This window comes from Pseudomonas sp. FA117, from assembly GCF_057370475.1.
Genome location: NZ_CM170675.1, coordinates 5357963 through 5378603 on the forward strand (window position 1 = coordinate 5357963; position 20641 = coordinate 5378603).

The 20641-nt window shown below is 67.1% G+C and carries 17 protein-coding genes; 9 read left to right on the top strand and 8 right to left on the bottom strand.

The window, feature by feature from the left end:
* Positions 1 to 114: 114 nt before the first annotated feature.
* Positions 115 to 1923 (bottom strand): flavin monoamine oxidase family protein, encoded by a 1809-nt coding sequence (locus AC1TXO_RS24610; protein ID WP_486404138.1) that lies wholly within the window; start codon positions 1921 to 1923, stop codon positions 115 to 117.
* A gap of 273 nt (positions 1924 to 2196) precedes the next feature.
* On the opposite strand from AC1TXO_RS24610, the gene AC1TXO_RS24615 reads away from it, so the two are divergent.
* Complete coding sequence (locus AC1TXO_RS24615; RefSeq protein WP_486404139.1) at positions 2197 to 3603, top strand: adenosylmethionine--8-amino-7-oxononanoate transaminase; 1407 nt, start codon at positions 2197 to 2199, stop codon at positions 3601 to 3603.
* A gap of 131 nt (positions 3604 to 3734) precedes the next feature.
* A complete protein-coding gene (locus AC1TXO_RS24620) occupies positions 3735 to 4454 on the top strand; it encodes a 16S rRNA (uracil(1498)-N(3))-methyltransferase (protein ID WP_486404140.1) in 720 nt (239 codons plus the stop codon).
* Here AC1TXO_RS24620 and trhA read toward each other — a convergent pair.
* The 7 genes from trhA to AC1TXO_RS24655 form a co-directional block, all read right to left on the bottom strand.
* Positions 4451 to 5068: a PAQR family membrane homeostasis protein TrhA gene (gene trhA / locus AC1TXO_RS24625; protein WP_486404141.1), complete on the bottom strand. Its 618-nt coding sequence runs from the start codon at positions 5066 to 5068 to the stop codon at positions 4451 to 4453. The genes AC1TXO_RS24620 and trhA overlap by 4 nt on opposite strands.
* A gap of 78 nt (positions 5069 to 5146) precedes the next feature.
* Entirely contained in the window at positions 5147 to 5620 is a 474-nt protein-coding gene (locus AC1TXO_RS24630) for a chemotaxis protein CheW (protein WP_486404142.1), read from the bottom strand.
* The gene (locus AC1TXO_RS24635; protein WP_486404143.1) at positions 5613 to 10907 is read right to left on the bottom strand and encodes a hybrid sensor histidine kinase/response regulator; all 5295 of its coding nucleotides are present in this window, start codon (positions 10905 to 10907) and stop codon (positions 5613 to 5615) included. The genes AC1TXO_RS24630 and AC1TXO_RS24635 overlap by 8 nt, the downstream gene beginning before the upstream one ends.
* Before the next feature lie 10 nt (positions 10908 to 10917).
* On the bottom strand, positions 10918 to 12939 hold the full coding sequence (locus tag AC1TXO_RS24640) for a methyl-accepting chemotaxis protein (RefSeq protein ID WP_486406903.1): 2022 nt from the start codon (positions 12937 to 12939) through the stop codon (positions 10918 to 10920).
* Between the two features lie 65 nt (positions 12940 to 13004).
* Positions 13005 to 13559, bottom strand: coding sequence for a chemotaxis protein CheW (locus tag AC1TXO_RS24645; protein WP_486404144.1), 555 nt, complete (start codon positions 13557 to 13559; stop codon positions 13005 to 13007).
* Positions 13556 to 13921, bottom strand: a complete 366-nt coding sequence (pilH, locus tag AC1TXO_RS24650) for a twitching motility response regulator PilH (RefSeq protein WP_486404145.1) — start codon at positions 13919 to 13921, stop codon at positions 13556 to 13558. The genes AC1TXO_RS24645 and pilH overlap by 4 nt, the downstream gene beginning before the upstream one ends.
* Before the next feature lie 47 nt (positions 13922 to 13968).
* A complete protein-coding gene (locus AC1TXO_RS24655) occupies positions 13969 to 14370 on the bottom strand; it encodes a response regulator (protein ID WP_486404146.1) in 402 nt (133 codons plus the stop codon).
* A gap of 240 nt (positions 14371 to 14610) precedes the next feature.
* Here AC1TXO_RS24655 and gshB point away from each other — a divergent pair, with 240 nt between their 5' ends.
* From gshB to AC1TXO_RS24690, 7 genes are all read left to right on the top strand, one after another.
* Positions 14611 to 15564 (top strand): glutathione synthase, encoded by a 954-nt coding sequence (gene gshB, locus AC1TXO_RS24660; RefSeq protein WP_486404147.1) that lies wholly within the window; start codon positions 14611 to 14613, stop codon positions 15562 to 15564.
* An 89-nt stretch (positions 15565 to 15653) separates the two neighbouring features.
* Complete coding sequence (locus AC1TXO_RS24665) at positions 15654 to 16553, top strand: energy transducer TonB (protein ID WP_486404148.1); 900 nt, start codon at positions 15654 to 15656, stop codon at positions 16551 to 16553.
* Between the two features lie 87 nt (positions 16554 to 16640).
* Positions 16641 to 17210, top strand: a complete 570-nt coding sequence (locus AC1TXO_RS24670; RefSeq protein WP_486404149.1) for a YqgE/AlgH family protein — start codon at positions 16641 to 16643, stop codon at positions 17208 to 17210.
* Positions 17210 to 17635 (top strand): Holliday junction resolvase RuvX, encoded by a 426-nt coding sequence (gene ruvX, locus AC1TXO_RS24675; protein WP_486404150.1) that lies wholly within the window; start codon positions 17210 to 17212, stop codon positions 17633 to 17635. Before AC1TXO_RS24670 ends, ruvX begins: the two co-directional genes overlap by 1 nt.
* 46 nt (positions 17636 to 17681) lie before the next feature.
* The gene (gene pyrR / locus AC1TXO_RS24680) at positions 17682 to 18200 is read left to right on the top strand and encodes a bifunctional pyr operon transcriptional regulator/uracil phosphoribosyltransferase PyrR (protein WP_486404151.1); all 519 of its coding nucleotides are present in this window, start codon (positions 17682 to 17684) and stop codon (positions 18198 to 18200) included.
* Positions 18201 to 18212: 12 nt separating this feature from the next.
* A complete protein-coding gene (locus AC1TXO_RS24685; RefSeq protein ID WP_054894843.1) occupies positions 18213 to 19217 on the top strand; it encodes an aspartate carbamoyltransferase catalytic subunit in 1005 nt (334 codons plus the stop codon).
* Positions 19214 to 20485 (top strand): dihydroorotase, encoded by a 1272-nt coding sequence (locus tag AC1TXO_RS24690; protein ID WP_486404152.1) that lies wholly within the window; start codon positions 19214 to 19216, stop codon positions 20483 to 20485. Before AC1TXO_RS24685 ends, AC1TXO_RS24690 begins: the two co-directional genes overlap by 4 nt.
* Positions 20486 to 20641: the final 156 nt, after the last annotated feature.

The following is a 20641-nucleotide window of genomic DNA, read 5'->3' on the forward strand; positions in this document are numbered from 1 at the left end:
ATTGTGAATTTATCCCATTAAGAAAACATTAACACTAGACGGAAGGTCTGCGCTTGCCAGCGCGGGCAAGCCGCAGCGACGAAATGTCGCCAAGGCTTGCCCGAGACCGGCCGATCAGTTCGCCTTGGCCTGGGTGTCGGCGGCGGGCTTCTTCTTCACCGGATCAGCCTTGGCAGCGGCTTTCTTGGTTGGCTCAGCCTTGTTCGCAGGCTTGGTGGCCGGCTTGTGCGCCGGTGCATGCTTGCTGGCAGCGGCCTTGGCCGGGGCCGGGGTCGGTTTGCTGGCAGCCTTGGGCGGATCTTCCTTGGCCACGGCGGGTGCAGCAGGAGCTACCGGCGCGGGCACAGGAGGCGCAACCGGCGCTGGGGCTGGGGCTTGTGCCGGCTCATCGGCCTTGGCCACCGGTTCGGCCTTGGCCGCAGGCTTGTCGTCGCCACCGAACAACCGCGAGAAGAAGCCCGGCTTGTCTTTCGCTGCCGCCGCACCGACTGCCGCAGCACCGGCCGCTGCTGCGACCGGCGCCGCCTTGACCACCGGATCGAACGACTTGCCCGCCGCAAGGTCCTCGACCTGCCCAGCCGCCCGCTGACCGCTGCGCAGCGCGCCCTCCAGGGTGCCTGGGTAGAGGGCATCGGTATGCTCGCCGGCAAAGGCTATACGCTGCACCGGCCGCTCCCACAGGCGCCAGTACTTGCTGATCTGCCCCGGCCCATAGGCCAGGTAGGCGCCACCAGTGCCAGCATCGGTGCTGTAGCGCTTGACCTCGTACCCGGTGAAGGCGCCGCGCGCCTGCGGGTAGAAGGCATGCAGGCGAATCAGCACCTGGTCGACCATCTGCTTGTCACCGAAGGCCTGCAGCAGGCGCGCATTGTCACCGGACAAGTTGATCACCACGTTGGCCCCGCCCTTGAGCGCCGGCTCGATCCACAGCATGCCAAGGCCGGCGTTGCTGAAGATCTCGCCCGACATGCGCGAACGGCTCTCCCACACCGGATTCTTGAACTTGAGCAGCAACTGGTCGCGCCAGCCGTAGTTGGTGCCCTTCAGCGCCGCCAGGTGCTGGTTGTCCAGACCCGGGGTCATCTGGATCCTGGCCAGCGCGCGCAGCGGCACGGCCAGCACCAGGTAGTCGGCCTGATAGCCGACCGCGCCGACCTTGACGGTGACGCCGTCCTTGTCCTGGACGATGGCGGTGACCGGCGAACTGGTCTTGATGGTCTTGAGCTGCTTGACGAAGGCCTGGGCCAGGACCGGGCTGCCGCCCGGCAGGCGCGCCGCGCGCAGGTCGCGGTCGCCGACATCGCGGTAGACCCGGCTCTGCTGGGCGAAGTACAGCAGCGACAGGCGCGACGGCTCATCGTAGCGGGTGCGGATCTGCTGGTTGATCAACTGACGGGCGGTAGCTGGCAACTGCAGCTTGTCCAGCCAGTTGGAGACGTTGATCTGGTCGAGGGCGAACAAGGTGCTGTTCGCAGCCGGATTCAGCGGATCGTCGATCGAGCGCGCCAGGTCGTCGAGGGTCTTCTCGTAGCGCTTGATCGCATCGGCGGTGGCTGGCTGCTTGGTGGCGAGGTCGGCGGCGCTGAAGTACTCACCGTCGATCAGGTAGCCTGGGGTACGCACGAACTCCGGCGCCGGCAGGGTATCGAGCTTGAAGCGCTCCAGGTACTGGTTGAGCACCGGTTGCGCCTTGTTGTTGCCAATCCACTCGCTGGTCGCCAGCCCGGAACGGCCACCCATGCCGCCCTTGGCTTCGAGCAGGGTGACCTGCCAGCCCTTGGCCTGCAACTCGTAGGCTGCGGTCAGGCCAGCCAGGCCGCCGCCGACCACGATAGCCGTGGGGGTCTTGTCCTTCGCCAGCGCGGCACCGCTGGAGACACCAATCAATACCAACGCGCACAGGCGCACCCAAGCAGCAGCCATGTCGGCGAACTCCGGATCAGAAGCGAAATGTAAGCGGGGAGGAATTCCCCGGGAGAGATGCGTTAAGAATACGTCAGGTGCCGGGAGCCTGCCAGCACAGAGCCATCAAGTGCTTCGAATCCTTCGGGTTTCTGTGGCAGGCCCTTCGCGGCGGTTCGGCGCCCCGACAAACCCGCTGCCACAGAAACCACCATGAAATCCAAGGTTGTTCCTGTGGGTGCCTTTGCTTAGGCTTACGCCGTCCTAGAAGCCATACCCGCCAGGAGACCGCCCATGGGCCTGAATCAAGAGTGGATGCAGCGCGACCTCAAGGTCCTGTGGCACCCCTGCACCCAGATGAAAGACCACGAGAGCCTGCCGCTGATCCCGATCCGCCGCGGCGAGGGGGTGTGGCTCGAAGATTTCGAAGGCAAGCGCTACCTGGATGCCGTCAGCTCCTGGTGGGTGAACGTGTTCGGCCATGCCAACCCGCGCATCAACCAGCGCATCAAGGACCAGGTCGACCAGCTTGAGCACGTGATCCTGGCAGGCTTCAGCCATCAGCCGGTGATCGAGCTGTCCGAGCGCCTGGTAGCCATGACCCCGGCCGGGCTGGACCGGGTGTTCTACGCCGACAACGGCTCGTCGTGCATCGAAGTGGCGCTGAAGATGAGCTTCCACTACTGGCAGAACAAGGGGCAGAGCGCCAAGAAACGCTTCGTCACCCTGACCAACAGCTACCACGGCGAAACCATCGCCGCGATGTCGGTCGGCGACGTGCCGCTGTTCACCGAGACGTACAAGGCCCTGCTGCTCGACACCATCAAGGTGCCCAGCCCCGATTGCTACCTGCGCCCCGAGGGCATGAGCTGGGAAGAGCACTCGCGCAACCTGTTCGCGGCCATGGAACAGACCCTGGCCGAACACCACGCCACGATCGCGGCAGTCATCGTCGAGCCGCTGATCCAGGGCGCTGGCGGCATGCGCATGTATCACCCGGTGTACCTCAAGCTGCTGCGCGAAGCCTGCGACCGCTACGGTGTGCACCTGATCCACGACGAAATCGCGGTGGGCTTCGGCCGCACCGGCACCATGTTCGCCTGCGAGCAGGCCGGTATCCGTCCCGACTTCCTGTGCCTGTCCAAGGCCCTGACCGGTGGCTACCTGCCGCTGGCCGCCTGCCTGACCACCGACGATGTGTACCAGGCCTTCTACGACGACTACCCGACCCTGCGCGCCTTCCTCCACTCGCACAGCTACACCGGCAACCCGCTGGCCTGTGCCGCAGCACTGGCGACCCTGGACATCTTCGAGCAGGACCAGGTGATCGAAGCCAACAAGGCGTTGTCGGCGCGCATGGCCAGCGCCACCGCGCACCTGGTCGATCACCCGAACGTCGCCGAAGTGCGCCAGACCGGCATGGCCCTGGCCATCGAGATGGTCAAGGACAAGGCTGGCAAGGTCGCCTACCCGTGGCAGGAACGCCGCGGCCTGAAAGTCTTCGAGCACGCCCTGGGCCGCGGTGCCCTGCTGCGCCCGCTGGGCAGCGTGGTGTATTTCCTGCCACCCTACGTGATCACCCCGGAGCAGATCGACTTCCTCGCCGAAGTGGCCAGCGAAGGCATCGATATCGCTACCCGTGACAGCGTCAGCGTGGCCGTGCCGGCCGACTTCCATCCCGACTTCCGCGATCCGGGCTAAGCATCAGAGCCCGACGCGCACCCTGTGGGAGCGCGGATTTACCCGCGAATACGATGGTGACCGCACCGCCGCATTCGCGGGTAAACCCGCTCCCACAGGGTCCATTTCCACCCTTTGCCCCGAGCTGAACCATGCGCCTCTCCCGCTTCTTCATCGACGCCCCCCTCGCCCTCGGCGAGCACGACCTCCCCGAGGCCCAGGCCCACTACATCGGCCGTGTGCTGCGCATGACCGCCGGCGCCGCCGTGCAACTGTTCGATGGCAGCGGCCAGGAATACCTGGGTCAGCTGCTCGAGGTGGGCAAGAAATCCGTACGGGTCAGCCTCGACCAGGCCCTGCCCGGCCAACCCGACTCGCCGCTGCACATCCACCTCGGCCAGGGCCTGTCCCGCGGCGAACGCATGGACTGGGCGATCCAGAAAGCCACCGAGCTGGGCGTCAACGAGATCACCCCGATCGTCAGTGAGCGCTGCGAAGTGCGCCTGAAGGACGAGCGCGCCGACAAGCGTCTGGCCCACTGGCGCCAGGTGGCGATCAGCGCCTGCGAACAATGCGGCCGCTCCACCCTGCCCGTGATCCACCCGCCGGTGACCCTGGCCGAATGGCTGACAGACAGCGATGCCGACCTCAAGCTGGTCCTGCACCCGGTGGCCGAGGCGCTGACCAGCCATGACAAACCGGCACGCCTGGCCTTCCTGATCGGCCCCGAAGGTGGTTTGAGCGATGCAGAAGTCGAGCAGGCCAAGGGCAGCGGCTTCCACGCCGCCCGCCTCGGCCCTCGCGTGCTGCGCACCGAGACTGCACCGGTGGTGGCGCTGTCGGTGGCACAGCAGCTGTGGGGCGATTTCTAGAGCACGTAGAAGTAGACCGCGACAAAGTGCATCAGGCTGCCGGCGATGACGAACAGGTGCCAGATGCCGTGCCAGTGGCGGAAACGGCTGTCGAAGGCGAAGAAGATGATGCCGACGGTATACAGCACCCCGCCTGCCGCCAGCCAGGCGAAGCCGGCACTGCCGAGGCTGTGCAGCAGCGGTTTGACCGCCACCAGCACGATCCAGCCCATCACCGCATAGATGATGATCGACAGGATCCTCGCCTCGGAGCGCGGCTTGATCTCCTGCAGCATGCCGATCAGCGCCAGCCCCCAGACGATGCCGAACAGGCTCCAGCCCCAGGGACCACGCAGGCTGACCAGGCAGAAGGGGGTGTAGCTGCCGGCGATCAGCAGGTAGATGGACAGATGATCGAGCTTGCGCATGACCCGCTTCGCTCGGCCGCGCGTGCTGTGGTAGAGGGTGGAGATGCTGTAGAGCAACAGCAGGGTGAAACCGTAGATGGAGAAGCTGACGATCTTCCAGGGATCACCCTGCAGGCCCGCGACGACGATCAGCCAGATGGCACCGATACAGGCCAGGACGGCACCGACCAGGTGGGTCCAGGCATTGAAGCGTTCACCGTAGTACATGCAGACTCGGACCTCCACACGATCAATGGGTTCCTGAAAGGCGACTCCATCGCAGGCTTGTCCCGCAACGGCACCATGCTACTGCGCCAAAGGTTGCAGATCGGCGTCACGCACCAGCCGCTCCAGCGCGGCCAGGTCCGGCACCCGTGCCACCTGCTCGCCCACCTGTACCGCCGCCAGCTCCAGCGCCCCCAGCGGCACGTCGACATAGTTCAACTGGCTGTCGAGCTTGCACGAGCGCGGAATGCCCTGCAGCAGCAGCGCCAGGTAACGCAGCCCGGTATCGCCCAGTGCGTTGAGCACGACGATCCGCGCGCGCTCGCCGCACGGTGTCTCGCCGCCGCAGGCCGCCTCGAAGCCGATCAGCGGCAGGCGCTGCTGGCGCCAGTCGATCCAGCCCATGTGCCACACCGGTTCGTGCCGCTCGCAGACGAACGCACGTTCACCGATCAGCTCGGCGACGGCAACATTGGGCAGCACCAGGGTGCGGTCGCCCAGGGGCAGCAACAGGCCGGTGAGGCTGCTGCGCTGACCGGCGATATGTTCAAGCATGGGACTGGCTCCAGTGGGCGATGCTCTGCAGCAGGAGCGATTCCTGGTAGGGCTTGCCGAGGTAGTCGTTGACGCCGATGGCCATGGCCCGGTCGCGGTGCTTCTGCCCGGTACGCGAGGTGATCATGATGATCGGCAACGCCTGCAGGCGGCTGTCGCGACGAATGCGCGTCGCCACCTCGAAACCGTCCATGCGCGGCATCTCGATATCCAGCAGCAGCACATCCGGGCGATGCTCCTCGAGCAGCGCCATGGCATCGACGCCGTCCTTGGCGGTCAGCACGCTCATGCCGTGGCGCTCCAGAAGGCGGCTGGTGACCTTGCGCACGGTGACCGAGTCGTCCACCACCATCACCAGCAGCGGGCGTCGCGGCGCCGGGCCGAACAGCTGGCGCCGCTCGCCTTCGGCCACCGGCAACCGCGCCAGACGACGCTGCTGGCCGCGCAACTGGCCGAGCAGATCGAGAATCAGCACCACCCGCCCATCACCGAGCAAGGTCGCGCCCGACAGCCCCGGTACTGCGGCGAACTGCGGCCCGAGGCTCTTGACCACGATCTCGCGGCTCGGCGACAGGCCATCGGCCTGGATCGCGAACGACTGCTCCTGGGCATGCACCAGCAGCACCGGCAATGGCAGGCTCTGCCCCAGCAGCCTTGGACGGGCGACATCCTGCAGCAGCTCGCCCAGGTAACGCAGGTCGTATTCGTGGCCGGCGTAGCGATAGCGCGGCGGGTCCAGCTGGTAGCAGGCCTCGAGCTCCGCCGGCGGTACGCGGACGATGCCTTCGATGGTGTTGAGCGGAATCGCATACTGCTCCTCGCCCAGATGCACCATCAGCGCCCGGTTGAGCGACACCGTGAACGGCAGGCGGATCAGGAAGCGCGCGCCCTTGCCGGGGCTGGACTCGATGCTCATCGAGCCGCCCAGCTGCTTGACCTCCTCATGCACCACATCCATGCCCAGGCCACGACCGGAGATCTGGGTGATCTTCTCTGCCGTTGAAAAGCCCGGTCGCAGGATGAACTGCAGGATCTCGTGATCGCTGAGCTGCGCCTGCGGCGCCAGCAGGCCGCGCTTGATGGCCTTCTTGCGCACCGCCTCCAGCGGCACCCCGGCGCCGTCGTCGCTCATCTCGATGACGATGTCGGCGCCTTCGTGAAGCAGGTTCAGGTGGATGGTGCCCTGCTCCGGCTTGCCCGCCGCCAGGCGCGCCTCGCGTGGCTCCAGGCCGTGGTCGACGGCGTTGCGCAGCATGTGCTCCAGCGGCGCGACCATGCGTTCGAGGACGCTGCGGTCCAGTTCGCCCTCGGCGTTACCGACCACCAGCTCGACCTGCTTGCCCAACTCGCTCGCCACCTGCCGCACCACACGCTGCAAACGCGGCACCAGGCGCTCGAAGGGCACCATCAGGGTGGCGGTCAGGCCCTCCTGCAACTGGCTGTTGACCCGCGCCTGCTGCTGCAGCAGGCCATGCGCCTCCTGGGCGCGCAGGGTCAGGGTCTCCTTGAGGTCGAGCAGGTCCGAGGCGGACTCGAACAGCGCCCGCGACAGTTGCTGCAATTGCGAGTGGCGATCCATTTCCAGCGGGTCGAAATCGTCGTAGGCATCGCCCTCGGCCTGCCAGCGGCTGGACATCCGCCCCTGGGTCTCGTTGTCCAGGCGCAGCAACTGGTCGCGCATGCGCTCCAGGGTGGTTTCCATTTCGCTCAGGGCGAATTGCGCGTCGTTGACCTGCTGTTCGATACGCCCGCGGATGATCGCGTGCTCACTGGCCAGGTTGCCCAGGTCGTCGAGCAGCTCGGCGTCGACCTTGACCATGTCACCCGGGGTGCGCTCCGGCGCAGCAGCGGGTGTCTCGGCCGGTGCAGCCTCCACCTGGGCCTGGCCTGCAGCGCTGTCGGTCAGGGCGGCGCTGGAGAAATTGCGGATATAGTCGATCAGCGCCGTCGCCGCATGCAGCGGCTGGCCCAGGCGCACGGCGTCGAGCATGTGGGCAAGACGGTCGTGGCAGTTCTGCAGCAGGCTGAACAGCGCAGGAGTCGGCGGCAAGCGGCCGGCAGCGAGCAGTTCGTAAAGGAATTCCAGCTCGTGGGCGAGATCGCCGATGGCGGCGATCTCGACCATGCGCGCGCCGCCCTTGAGGGTGTGCAGGTCGCGCAGCAGGTTTTCCACCTCGACACTGCTGCGTGGGTCGGCTTGCCAGCGCGCCAACGCCGCCCCCGCACTTTCGACGATGTCGGAGCTTTCTTCGAGGAAGACTTCCAGCAGCTCCTTGTCGCCCGGCGCTTCATCGCCGTCGACCGCAAGCTCGCCGGGCACGGCAGGCGCAGGCGCATGGCGGAACTCGCGCAACTCACCCAGCAGTCCCACTGCCGAAGCCGGCACCTGGCCCTGGCGCAGGCTTTCGAGCATCTGGCCCAAGGCCGCGTGGCTGCGCTGCAGCAAATCGAACAACGCACCGCTGGCGGCGAGCCGACGGTCCACCAGGCTCTCGTAGAGCAGTGCCAACTCCTGCGCCAGCACCTCGATGGGACCGATCGCCGCCATTTGCGCCCCGCCGCGCAGCGTCTGCACGTCCTGTTGCAGCGCAGACAGCGCCGACAGCGCCTCCGGCTCCTGCCACCACTGGCGCAGGGCCTGGCCGGCGCTGTCGAGAATATCGCCCGCCTCTTCGAGGAACAGCTGCACCACCTCAGGTTCGGGCAGGTCCAGGGCGGCCGCCAGCGGCGTCACACCCTGCTCGCCGACCAGCCCGGTCGCCGCCGGATCCAACGCCCCGTCGAGCACCTCGCGCAGGGCGTCGAGGCAGTCGCTGCGGGGGGTGACTTCCTGCCCGGCAGCGATTTCATCAAGCATGTCGAGCAACGCTTCGTGGGCTTGCCGCGCCTGGGCGAAGAAACGCCCGTCGGCGACCAGGCTGCCTTCCTCCACCGCCCCGTACAGGTCGAGCAGTGCTTCGCAGAGTTCGTCCATCTGCCAGAAGTCGGCCAGGTGCGCGCCGTGGGCCAGGGTAGTCAGCTCATCCAGCAGGGTCTCGAGCTCCTGGCGCCCGCGGGGTTGCTCCTGCCAGCGCGACAGCAGGGACTCGGCATCGAGCAGGATGTCCATGGCCTGGACCAGGAAGCTGGCGATCAGTTGCGGATCGCGGCGGCTGCGCCGGGAGTGCTGCGGATCGCTCTGCAACACCGAAAGCCGGGCATCCACCGCTTCGCCGACCTGCTCGATCAGCGCCGCTGCGCCGGGAATCGGTGCCAGCGGTGCGCGCTCGAGTTGTGCCAGCCCCAGGTGGAACAGGCTGCGCGCTGCCTCCAGCCATTCGATATCGGCCACTTCCAGCAGCAGCTGGTGCGCCTTGTATTCACGCGCCAGACGGTCGAAGGCGGTGGCCAGTTCGGCGATCGGCATGACCCCGGCCATGGCCGCGCTGCCTTTGAGGGTGTGCAGCGCGCGCTGCAGGCTGTCGCTGACCGGCGTGTCCTGGCCAGCGGCGGCCTCGAGGAAAGCGTCGAGGCTGGCCAGGTGCCCTTGGGCCTCGTTGCGGAAGATCTCCAGCAGGTGCGGGTCGAGCCCGTCACTGTCGCGGGTCGGGCCGTTGTCGTTGACCGCCAGCGCATGCAGGTGGCCGCTGAGCTGCTCGACATCGGCCAGCCGGGGCATCTGGCCGGCGGCGAAGTCGGCGAGCAGGTCGGGCAGGTGCACGAAGGCTTGCTGCAAGGCCACGGCACCCTCGCCGCTGAGGACGATGCGCCCTTCGAGGACCCGATTGAGCAGGTGTTCCGCGCCCCAGGCCAGTTCGGCCACGGCATCGGCGTGCACCATGCGGCCGCTGCCCTTGAGCGTGTGCAAGGCGCGGCGCAGCTCGATCAACGCTCCGCGCTGCTGGTTGTCGGCACGCCAGCGCAACCACTGGCGCTCGATCTCCGGCAACAGCTCGCCAGTCTCTTCGAGGAAGACTTCACGCAGCTCGTCGTCGATGCCGTCATCCAGTGCCGGCGAAATCACCGGTTGCTGTTCATGGCTGCAACGCAGCCCCAGCGCAGCCAGGCTCGCGCAGGCCATGTCGAGGAAGCGCTGGGCATCGGCCAGCGGGTCGGCGACACGCCATTGCAGGTAGCACTCCACCGCACTGAGGGCCTCGGCCAGGTGGGTCAGTTCCTGCTCGGGTGGTTCCTGTTCAAGGTGCGACAGCCAGCCCTGCACATAGTCGCCAGCCACGCCGAACACCTCGGACGCCGCCGGCAGCATCAGCATCGCCAGCGCCCCGCGCACCTGTTGCAACAGGCCGGGCAATGGCTGCAGGCGCTGACGCGGCCAGCCGGACTCCAGGCAATCGCCGATCAGGTCCTTGGCTTGCTGCAACACCGACAGCGACTCTTCGAACACACGCTGGCGAACCTCGGTCACATCCGAACCAGGCATGCCGCTGTCCAGGCCCTCGGCGAGGCCACCGACCATGCCGTTGAGCGTCGCCTCGACGTACAGCAGGGCACCGGCGACATCCATCAACACGGCATCGTCGATTGCCCGCTCACCGCCGGCCAGGGCCTGCAAGGCAAGCACCTGGTCGATGATGACCCGGCGCGGCTGCTGGAAGCCCAGCACGGCCAAGGTATCGGCGACATGACGCAGCGGCGCCACCAGCACATCGAGCTGCTCGCTCTGTTCGCGATCGCCGCGCACGAACTGGTCGAGCCGCTCCTTGATCCGCACCAGGTCGTCGCACAGGGCGGTGATCACCGAACGCAGGGCATCGCGACCCTGACCGGCCTGCAACTGGTCGCGCCAGTTGCCCAGCGACAGGTCGAGGTTGGCCAGGTCGTTGGCGCCGGCCAGGCGCTGCGCCGCTTCGCCCATCAGGCTGTCGTGGGCCAGGGGCTCTGCAGCGCGGCACAGGCGCAGCTGGTTGAGCAGTGGCAACACCACCAGCGGCAGGTCGTGGCGGGCGCCGCGTAAGCGCTCGAGATAGGGCGGCAATTGCTCGAGGCCGCGGAACAGCGCTCCCAGGCAGTCGCCACGCGGGCTGACCTGGCCGTCGAAGATCGCCCGCCCGAGCAGCTCAAGCTCCTCGGCCAGGCGCGCTGCCCCCTTGAGCTCGAGCAGGGTCAGGCAGCCCTGGACCTGATGCAGGTTATCGACGAAGAACCCCAGCAATGCCGGGTCGTCCGGTTCGCTGGAAAAGCGCTCCAGCGCCTGGCGTGCCTGGCCCAGGCAGTCGGCAATGGCCGCCTTGGTCCAGCTCAGGGCCACGGTGTCGTGACGTTCGGGGCTCATTGCCGTGACGGCCATCGCCAACTCCTCAGCGCCGCTCGGCCGGGGCCGGCAAGGTGAAGCCCGACACCGAGCGGCGCATCTCGCTGGCCATCTTCGCCAAGTGGCGGATGCTGTCGGCGGTGGCGCCGGAGCCGGCGGAGGTCTGCGCGGTGATCTGCTGGATCACGGCCATGGTGTGGGAAATCTGCCCGGCGGACGAGGTCTGCAACTGCGCCGCATCGGAAATGCTGTGGATCAGCTCGGCCAGGTTCTGCGAAACGCCCTCGATCTCGGCCAAAGCCACACCGGCGTCCTGTGCAAGACGCGCACCGCGCACCACCTCGGCAGTGGTCTGTTCCATGGAGATCACCGCTTCGTTGGTGTCGGCCTGGATCGTGCGCACCAGCGCCTCGATCTGCCGGGTGGCGGACGACGAGCGCTCGGCCAGGCGCTGCACCTCGTCGGCGACCACGGCGAAACCTCGCCCGGCCTCACCCGCCAGCGAAGCCTGGATCGCGGCATTGAGTGCCAGGATGTTGGTCTGCTCGGCAATGTCGTCGATCAGGCTGACGATATCGCCGATCTCCTGGGAGGATTCGCCCAGGCGCTTGATGCGCTTGGCGGTGTCCTGAATCTGCTCGCGGATGTTGTCCATGCCGTGGATGGTGTTGTGCACCACCTCGTTGCCCTTGTTGGCAATGGCCACCGAGCGCTCGGCGACCTTGGCCGACTCATAGGCGTGGGCCGAAACACGGTCGATCGACTCGACCATGTCACCCACCGCCACCGAAGCCTCGCTGATCTGCTCGGCCTGGTGCTCCGAGGCCTTGGCCAGCTGGCGCGCGGTGTTCTGGGTGTCCTGCACGGCGGCGGCGACCTGCTCGGCGCTGTGGTTGATGGTCGCCACCAGATCGCGCAACTGGTCGACCGAGAAGTTGATCGAGTCGGCGATGGCGCCGGTGAAGTCTTCGGTGACCGACACGGTGACGGTCAGGTCGCCGTCGGCCAGTTCTTCGATTTCATCGAGCAGGCGCATGATCGCCTGCTGGTTGCGCTCGTTCTTCTGCGCCGTATCGCGCAGCTGCCGGCTGGTGGCGCGGACCATCACCAAGCCGATGAGGATGATCGAAGCCAGCGCCAGCAGCCCCAGCACGTAGCCGCCGACGGTGTCGAGAGTACGCCCGGCAAGGTTCTCGAAGCCGTTGGCCAGGTGCGAGGCTTCGTCGAGCAGGGTCTGCGACAGGCTGAAGATGTTGCTGGCCGCCTCGCGTACGCGCTGCAGCTCCGGCGAAGTCTCGAGGATTTCATCGACCGAGCCGGAGACGAACTGGAACAGCTCGGCGATCTCGGCCAGGCGCGCGCGGGCGTCCGGGTCTTCGACGCGGGTAACCTGGATCGCCGGATTGCCGCCCAGCATGCCCTCGAGCACCTGGCCGAAGCGGCTGGCATCGCGACCGAAGGTATCGGCGGCCTGCACCGAGCTGTCGTCCCCGGCCAGCACGGTGTTGACCGAGCCGAGAATCCGCTCGGCCAGCAGCAGCTGACGCTGGGCCACGGCCACCTGGCTGGCCGGCGCGCCGCTCTGCAGGAGGATTTCCACGACCTTCTCGTATTCGACCTGCAGTTGCGGCACGGTCTCGGCCAGGGTCGCCGCCACCTGGTGCAGCGACAGCACGGTCTGCTCGCTGGCCAGGATGGTGTCGGTGTTGCGGCGCAGGTTCTCCCAGTCCTGGCGCACCGCGTCCATCTCGTCGCGCACCGTGGCCGGTGCAGGCGGCAGGCCGGTGGCCTTGTCACCTTCGCGCAGGTACTTCCAGCGGCGCTCGAAGTCGTTGCGCGCATCGGACAGCAGCCTGAAGGCCAGGGCCTTGCCCGCCGCCGCCTCGGTGGCGTTCTTGGCGATGCGCTGCGACAGCACGCGCAACTCGCCGGCGTGGCCGATGTACTGCTTGTCGTGGTTGGACTGGGTATTGAGGTAGGCGAAGTTGGCGAACAGCAGGACGATCGACAGGATCAGCACCACGAACAGCACGGTGATCTGGGCCGTGCTGCGCGGGCGCTGGGCCACCGCTTCGGGAACGACGGTCGGGGCGGGTTTGTTCAAGGTCGAAGGGTTCACTGTCGCGGGGTCCTCTACAACGCCACATCGAGAAAGCCCGGCGCCTGGGCCAGGGCGAAGGGGCTGAAGATCGCCCAGTTGCGCTCACGCGGAAAATGCCCCTGGACGAAACGGGCCGCGGCGCGGATCAGCGGTTGCGGCGGCGACAGCTCCAGGCTGCTGAGGGTGAAGTGCTGCAGGCCGACCACTTCGTCGACCAGCAGGCCGACGAAGAGGTCTTCGTGATCGAGCACCAGCACCCGCCGCTGCTTGCCGGACGCCGCCGGCCCAAGGCCGAAGAACGCCGACAGGTCCATCACCGGCAACAACCGCCCACGCAGGTTGGCCACGCCGCGCACCCAGGGCTGTACCCCCGGCACCCGACTGCTGCGCGGCTCGCGCAGCACCTCGGCCACTTCGCCCATGGGCGCGACGAACCACTGCCCGGCAATGCGAAAACCGATACCGCTCCATTGTTGCAGCCGTGTGTCCTGCAGCGGTTGATCGGCCACCAGCAGGCGGCAGCGCCGGTCGATATCCAGCAACAGCTCGAAGGCGGTCAGCGACGCGCCCTGGGGGCGGGTGGTCAAGCGCCCAGCACCTCTTTGAGCTTGGCGATCAGCGCGTCCTCTTCCACCGGCTTGGTCAGGAAATCGCGGGCGCCCTGGCGCGTGGCCCAGATACGGTCGGTTTCCTGGTCCTTGGTGGTGACCACGATCACGGGAATGGCGCTGGTTTCAGGGTCCTTGCTGAGCTGGCGGGTGGCCTGGAAACCGTTCATGCCGGGCATGACGATGTCCATCAGCACGGCGTCGGGTTTTTCCTGGCGCGCCAGGGCCACGCCATCGGCACCGTTGTTGGCCTTGAGCACCTGGTGGCCGTGCTTTTCCAGCCATTCGGTCAATCGGTACATCTCTGTCGGCGAGTCGTCGACAATCAGAACTCGGGCCATGCGGTTTCCCCATCAGGAAAATGAAGGCCGCGCCAGGGCGGGCGCGGTCAGGGTGCGTGTTGTGCCTGCGTGGCGAATCCGGGCACGTGGACACGGATCGCCTCGAGCAGTTCTTCCTTGCTGAACGGTTTGGTGAGGAACTGGTCGGAACCGACCACTCGCCCGCGGGCCTTGTCGAACAGGCCGTCGCGCGACGACAGCAGGATCACCGGGGTGTCCCTGAATGCGGCGTTCTGCTTGATCACCGCGCAGGTCTGGTAACCGTCCAGACGCGGCATCAGCACATCGACGAAGATGATGCGTGGCTTGTGATCGACGATCTTGGCCAGGGCATCGAAACCGTCGCTGGCGGTGATCACCTCGCACCCCACCTCGCCCAGCAGCATCTGGGCGGTGCGCCGGATGGTGCGGGAATCGTCGATCACCATCACCTTCAGGGGTTGTTCCATGAAATGCGTCACCATCGCCGAGTCAGGCGTGTAGTTCGGGGGCCGATGCGGTCGGTGCCCGGGTGGGCGCGCGAAGCGGCCCGGATGATCGGTTGTACAGCGCTCTGACTGGCATTTTTAACACAGTCCGGGTGGGCATTCCATCTGCCTCCCCCCTTGACCCGCCGCGTTCCCGGCGCCACCCTGAGCCACTTTTCTTTCGTGCCATCGCGGCCACCCGCCGTCAAGAGGATTTACCCCATGAGCGTTCGCCTCGGGATTGTCATGGACCCCATCGCGTCCATTTCCTACAAGAAGGACAGTTCGCTGGCCATGTTGCTGGCAGCACAGGCACGCGGCTGGAGCCTGTTCTACATGGAACAGCGCGACCTCTACCTGGGTGCAGGCCAGGCCCGTGCCAGGATGCGTCCGCTGAAGGTGTTCGCCGATCCGGCGCGCTGGTTCGAGCTGGGCGAGGAGCAGGACGGTGCCCTGGGCGAGCTGGACGTGATCCTGATGCGCAAGGATCCGCCCTTCGACATGGAGTTCGTCTACAGCACCTACCTGCTCGAACAGGCCGAGCGCGAGGGCGCGCTGATCGTCAACAAGCCGCAGAGCCTGCGCGACTGCAACGAGAAGCTGTTCGCCACCCAGTTCCCCCAGTGCATGGCGCCGACCCTGGTCAGCCGCCGCGCCGACATCCTGCGTGAATTCGCCGCCACCCATGGCGACGTGATCCTCAAGCCGCTGGACGGCATGGGCGGCGCGTCGGTGTTCCGTCACCGCCAGGGCGACCCGAACCTCTCGGTGATTCTCGAAACCCTGACCCAGCACGGCCACCAGCAGATCATGGCGCAGGCCTACCTGCCGCAGATCGTCGATGGCGACAAGCGCATCCTGATGATCGACGGCGACCCCGTGCCCTACTGCCTGGCGCGCATCCCGGCCAGCGGCGAGACCCGTGGCAACCTGGCGGCCGGCGGTCGTGGCGAGGCCCGCCCGCTGACCGAGCGCGATCGCTGGATCGCCGCCCAGGTCGGCCCGACCCTGCGCGAGAAGGGCCTGCTGTTCGTCGGCCTGGACGTGATCGGCGACTCGCTCACCGAGATCAACGTCACCAGCCCGACCTGCATCCGCGAGATCGATGCAGCCTACAACACCGACATCGGCGGCCAACTGATGGACGCCATTGATCGCCAGCTCCAGGCGCGCTGACCGCCGACGCAGAGCAAAACCCCGGAGTGGGGTATGATGCCGGTCCTTTTCACTCGACCTGCTGCCCCACTGCGGTTGCTGGATATCCGATGACGCTGCCCGCCGACATCCCCGACGACCTGCTGCCACCGCGCGTTCGCCCGGTGGACCGGCTCGGCTTCACGCTGTTCCTGGCCGCCCTGGTGCACCTCGCGTTGATCCTCGGGGTGGGCTTCAGCGTGGTCAAGCCTGCGCAAGTCCGCCAGACCATGGACATCACCCTGGCCACCTTCAAGAGCGAGAAACCGCCCGAGAAGGCCGACTACCAAGCCCAGGACAATCAGCAGGGCAGCGGTACGCTGGACAAGAAGGCCGTGCCTACCACCACCGAGGTGGCGCCCTTCCAGGACAGCAAGGTCAACAAGATCACCCCGCCTCCGGCCGCACGAGCGGAAACGCCACCGGCGCCGACCAAATCGGTGGTGACCACCAAGGCGCCGAAGCCGCAGAAGGCCGAGACCGCTCCGAAGGAAAGCAAACCCCAGCCCAAGCCACCAGCGGCCGTGCCGGATTTCGACAGCTCGCAGCTGTCGAGCCAGATCGCCAGCCTGGAAGCCGAACTGTCCAACGAACAGCAGCTGTATGCCAAGCGTCCGCGCATCCACCGCCTCAACGCCGCCTCGACCATGCGCGACAAGGGCGCCTGGTACAAGGAAGAATGGCGCAAGAAGGTCGAGCGCATCGGCAACCTCAACTACCCCGAGGAAGCCCGACGCCAGCAGATGTACGGCAGCTTGCGAATGATGGTGTCGATCAACCGCGACGGCTCGCTGTACGAGGTGCTGGTGCTCGAGTCGTCCGGGCAGCCTGTGCTGGACCAGGCGGCGCAGCGCATCGTGCGCCTGGCGGCGCCTTTCGCGCCGTTCACCGGCGACCTGGCCGAATTCGACCGGCTGGAGATCATCCGCACCTGGCGCTTCGCCAGGGGTGACCGGTTGTCGAGCAATTGATCGGTGCGGGCTGTGCCGCAATGAGGCCGGTACGGACACAGCACAGCCAGCTTGTCAGCCTCGCCACCTGACGCCACACTACCCCTCATGAAAACCCTCACGCCGAGCTACCTCAAGCACCAGTTCCTGATCGCCATGCCGCACATGGCCGATCCGAACTTTGCCCAGACCCTCACCTACATCGTCGAGCATAACGCCAACGGCGCCATGGGCCTGGTGGTCAATCGCCCGCAGGAGCTGAACCTGGCCGACATCCTCGAGCAGTTGCGCCCGGATGAGGAGCCACCGGCCAGCACCCTGCAGATCCCGATCTACCAGGGTGGCCCGGTGCAGACCGATCGCGGCTTCGTGCTGCACAGCCCGGAATGCAGCTACCAGGCCACCGTCGAGCTGCAGGGCCTGTCGCTGTCGACCTCGCAGGACGTGCTGTTCGCCATCGCCGAAGGCGTCGGCCCCAAGCAGAGCCTGATCACCCTGGGCTACGCCGGCTGGGAAGCGGGTCAGCTCGAGGCGGAACTGGCCGACAACGCCTGGCTCAACTGCCCGTTCGACCCGCAGATTCTGTTCGGCCTGGCCTGCGAGCAGCGCCTGCAGGCCGCCGCCCAGAGCCTGGGCATCAACCTCAGCCTGCTGACCAGCCAGGCAGGGCACGCCTGATGGCCGAGCTCCGCCTGCTGCTGGGCTTCGACTACGGCACCCGCCAGATCGGCGTGGCCGTGGGCCAGGTCATCACCGGCCAGGCCCGCGAGCTGTGCACGCTCAAGGCGCAGAACGGCGTGCCGGACTGGAACCAGGTCGAAAAGCTGATAAAGGAATGGAAACCCGACGCCATCGTCGTCGGCCTGCCGCTGAACATGGACGGCACGCCCAGCGAAATGAGCGAGCGCGCCGAGAAGTTCGCCCGTCGCCTGAACGGGCGCTACAACCTGCCCGTGCACACCCACGACGAACGCCTGACCACCTTCGAGGCCAAGGGCGAGCAGATGGCCCGTGGCACGCGTCATGGCAGCTACCGCGACAATCCGGTCGACGCCATCGCCGCAGCCCTGTTGCTGCAGGGCTGGCTGGAGGCCAATACCTGACCACCCGCTTTGCCGCCGGCGATCCCGGCGCCCCAAGGAGCACGCAATGAGCCTACCCAATCCCGCCGACCTGATCCGGCAGATGGCCGTCGACCTTCGCGCCCACCTGGCGCGCCGCGCCATCACCGAGCCACGCTTCATCGGCATCCGCACCGGTGGCGTGTGGGTCGCCCAGGCCCTGCAGCAGGCGCTCGGCGACGACAGCCCGCTTGGCACCCTCGACGTGTCGTTCTACCGCGACGACTTCAGCCAGAACGGCCTGCACCCGCAGGTTCGCCCGTCCGAGCTGCCGTTCGAGATCGAAGGCCAGCACCTGGTGCTGGTGGATGACGTACTGATGAGCGGTCGGACCATTCGCGCCGCGCTCAACGAGCTGTTCGACTACGGCCGCCCGGCCAGCGTGACCCTGGTCTGCCTGCTCGACCTGGATGCCGGCGAATTGCCGATCCGTCCGAATGTGCTTGGTGCAACGCTGTCCCTGGCGGCCCATGAACGGGTAAAATTGACCGGACCCGCCCCGCTCGCCCTCGAGCGCCAGGACCTCGCCCCCGCATCCGCCCTTTAAGAGTCCCCCGCGATGACGCCATTCGACGCCAAGCGCCCGCTGCAGCTCAACGACCAGGGCCAGCTACGCCATTTCCTCTCGCTCGACGGTTTGCCCCGCGAACTGCTCACCGAGATCCTCGACACCGCCGACTCCTTCCTCGAAGTCGGCGCCCGGGCCGTGAAGAAGGTCCCGTTGCTGCGCGGCAAGACCGTGTGCAACGTGTTCTTCGAGAACTCCACCCGCACCCGCACCACCTTCGAACTGGCCGCCCAGCGCCTGTCGGCCGACGTCATCAGCCTGAACGTGTCGACCTCCTCGACCAGCAAGGGCGAAACCCTGTTCGACACCTTGCGCAACCTGGAAGCCATGGCTGCCGACATGTTCGTCGTGCGCCACTCCGACTCCGGCGCCGCGCACTTCATCGCCGAACACGTGTGCCCCGAGGTTGCGGTGATCAACGGCGGTGACGGCCGCCACGCCCACCCGACCCAGGGCATGCTCGACATGCTGACCATCCGTCGGCACAAGGGCAGCTTCGAGAATCTTTCTGTGGCGATCGTCGGCGATATCCTGCATTCGCGGGTGGCCCGCTCCGACATGCTCGCACTCAAGGCCCTGGGTTGCCCGGACATCCGGGTGATCGGCCCCAAGACCCTGATCCCGATCGGCATCGAGCAATACGGAGTCAAGGTCTACACCGACCTGGCCGAAGGCCTGAAAGACGTCGACGTGGTGATCATGCTGCGCCTGCAGCGCGAGCGCATGGCCGGCGGCCTGCTGCCCAGCGAGGGTGAGTTCTACCGCCTGTTCGGCCTGACCACTGCACGCCTGGCCGGTGCCAAGCCGGACGCCATCGTCATGCACCCGGGCCCGATCAACCGCGGCGTGGAAATCGAGTCGGCAGTGGCCGACGGCAAGCACTCGGTGATCCTCAACCAGGTGACCTACGGCATCGCAGTACGCATGGCCGTGCTGTCGATGGCCATGAGCGGCCAGAACGCGCAACGTCAACTCGACCAGGAGAACGCCCTGTGACCATCAGCATCATCGGCGCACGGGTCATCGATCCCGGCAGCGGCCTGGACCAGATCAGCGACCTGCATCTGGACGGCGGTCGCATCGTCGCCATCGGCGCCGCACCGGCCGGCTTCAGCGCCAGCCGCACGATCCAGGCAGACGGCCTGGTTGCCGCCCCCGGCCTGGTCGACCTTGACGTCGCCCTGCGCGAGCCGGGCTACAGCCGCAAGGGCAACATCGCCAGCGAAACCCGCGCGGCCGTGGCCGGCGGCGTCACCAGCCTGTGCTGCCCGCCGCAGACCAAACCGGTGCTCGACACCTCGGCAGTGGCCGAGCTGATTCTCGACCGCGCCCGCGAGGCAGCCAACAGCAAGGTCTACCCCATCGGCGCCCTGACCAAGGGCCTGGAAGGCGAGCAACTGGCCGAGCTGGTGGCCCTGCGCGACACCGGCTGCGTGGCCTTCGGCAACGGCCTGAAGGAGATTCCCAACAACCGTACCCTGGCCCGCGCCCTGGAGTATGCGGCCACCTTCGACCTGACCGTGGTGTTCCATTCCCAGGACCGCGACCTGTCGGCCGGCGGCCTTGCCCACGAAGGCGCGATGGCCAGTTTCCTCGGCCTGCCGGGCATCCCGGAAACCGCCGAGACGGTAGCCTTGGCGCGCAACCTGCTGCTGGTCGAACAGACCGGCGTGCGCGCGCACTTCACCCAGATCACCAGCGCCCGCGGCGCCCGGCTGATCGCCCAGGCCCAGCAACTGGGGCTGCCGGTCACCGCCGATGTGGCACTGTACCAGCTGATCCTCACCGACGAGGCGCTGCGCGATTTCTCCAGCCTGTATCACGTGCAGCCACCGCTGCGCACACCGGCTGACCGCGACGGACTGCGCGAGGCGGTGAAGTCGGGGGTGATCCAGGCGATCTCCAGCCACCACCAGCCCCACGAGCGCGACGCCAAGCTGGCCCCCTTCGGCGCGACCGAAGCCGGGATCAGCAGCGTCGAGCTGCTGCTGCCGCTGGCCATGACCCTGGTCGAGGACGGCCTGCTCGACCTGCCGACCCTGCTGGCGCGGCTGTCCAGCGGCCCAGCCAAGGCGCTGCGCCTGCCAGCCGGCGAGCTGAAGGTCGGCGGCGCGGCGGACCTGGTGCTGTTCGACCCGAACGCCTCCACCCTGGCCGGCGAGCAGTGGTTCTCCCGCGGCGAGAACTGCCCGTTCATCGGCCACTGCCTGCCGGGTGCGGTGCGCTACACCCTGGTCGACGGGCACGTCTGCCACGAGGCCTGAGCAGGCCTCTTCGCGGGCAAGTCGCAACGCCGACTTGCCCGCGAAGGCCCCGGCATGAAAGCCCCTGCCAGCCCCAACCATTCATCCCCCCCGGTTGAAATCCTTCCCCCCTCCCCCCATATGAGTCTGCAACAGGCATTTTCGCCCCGCTGCGTG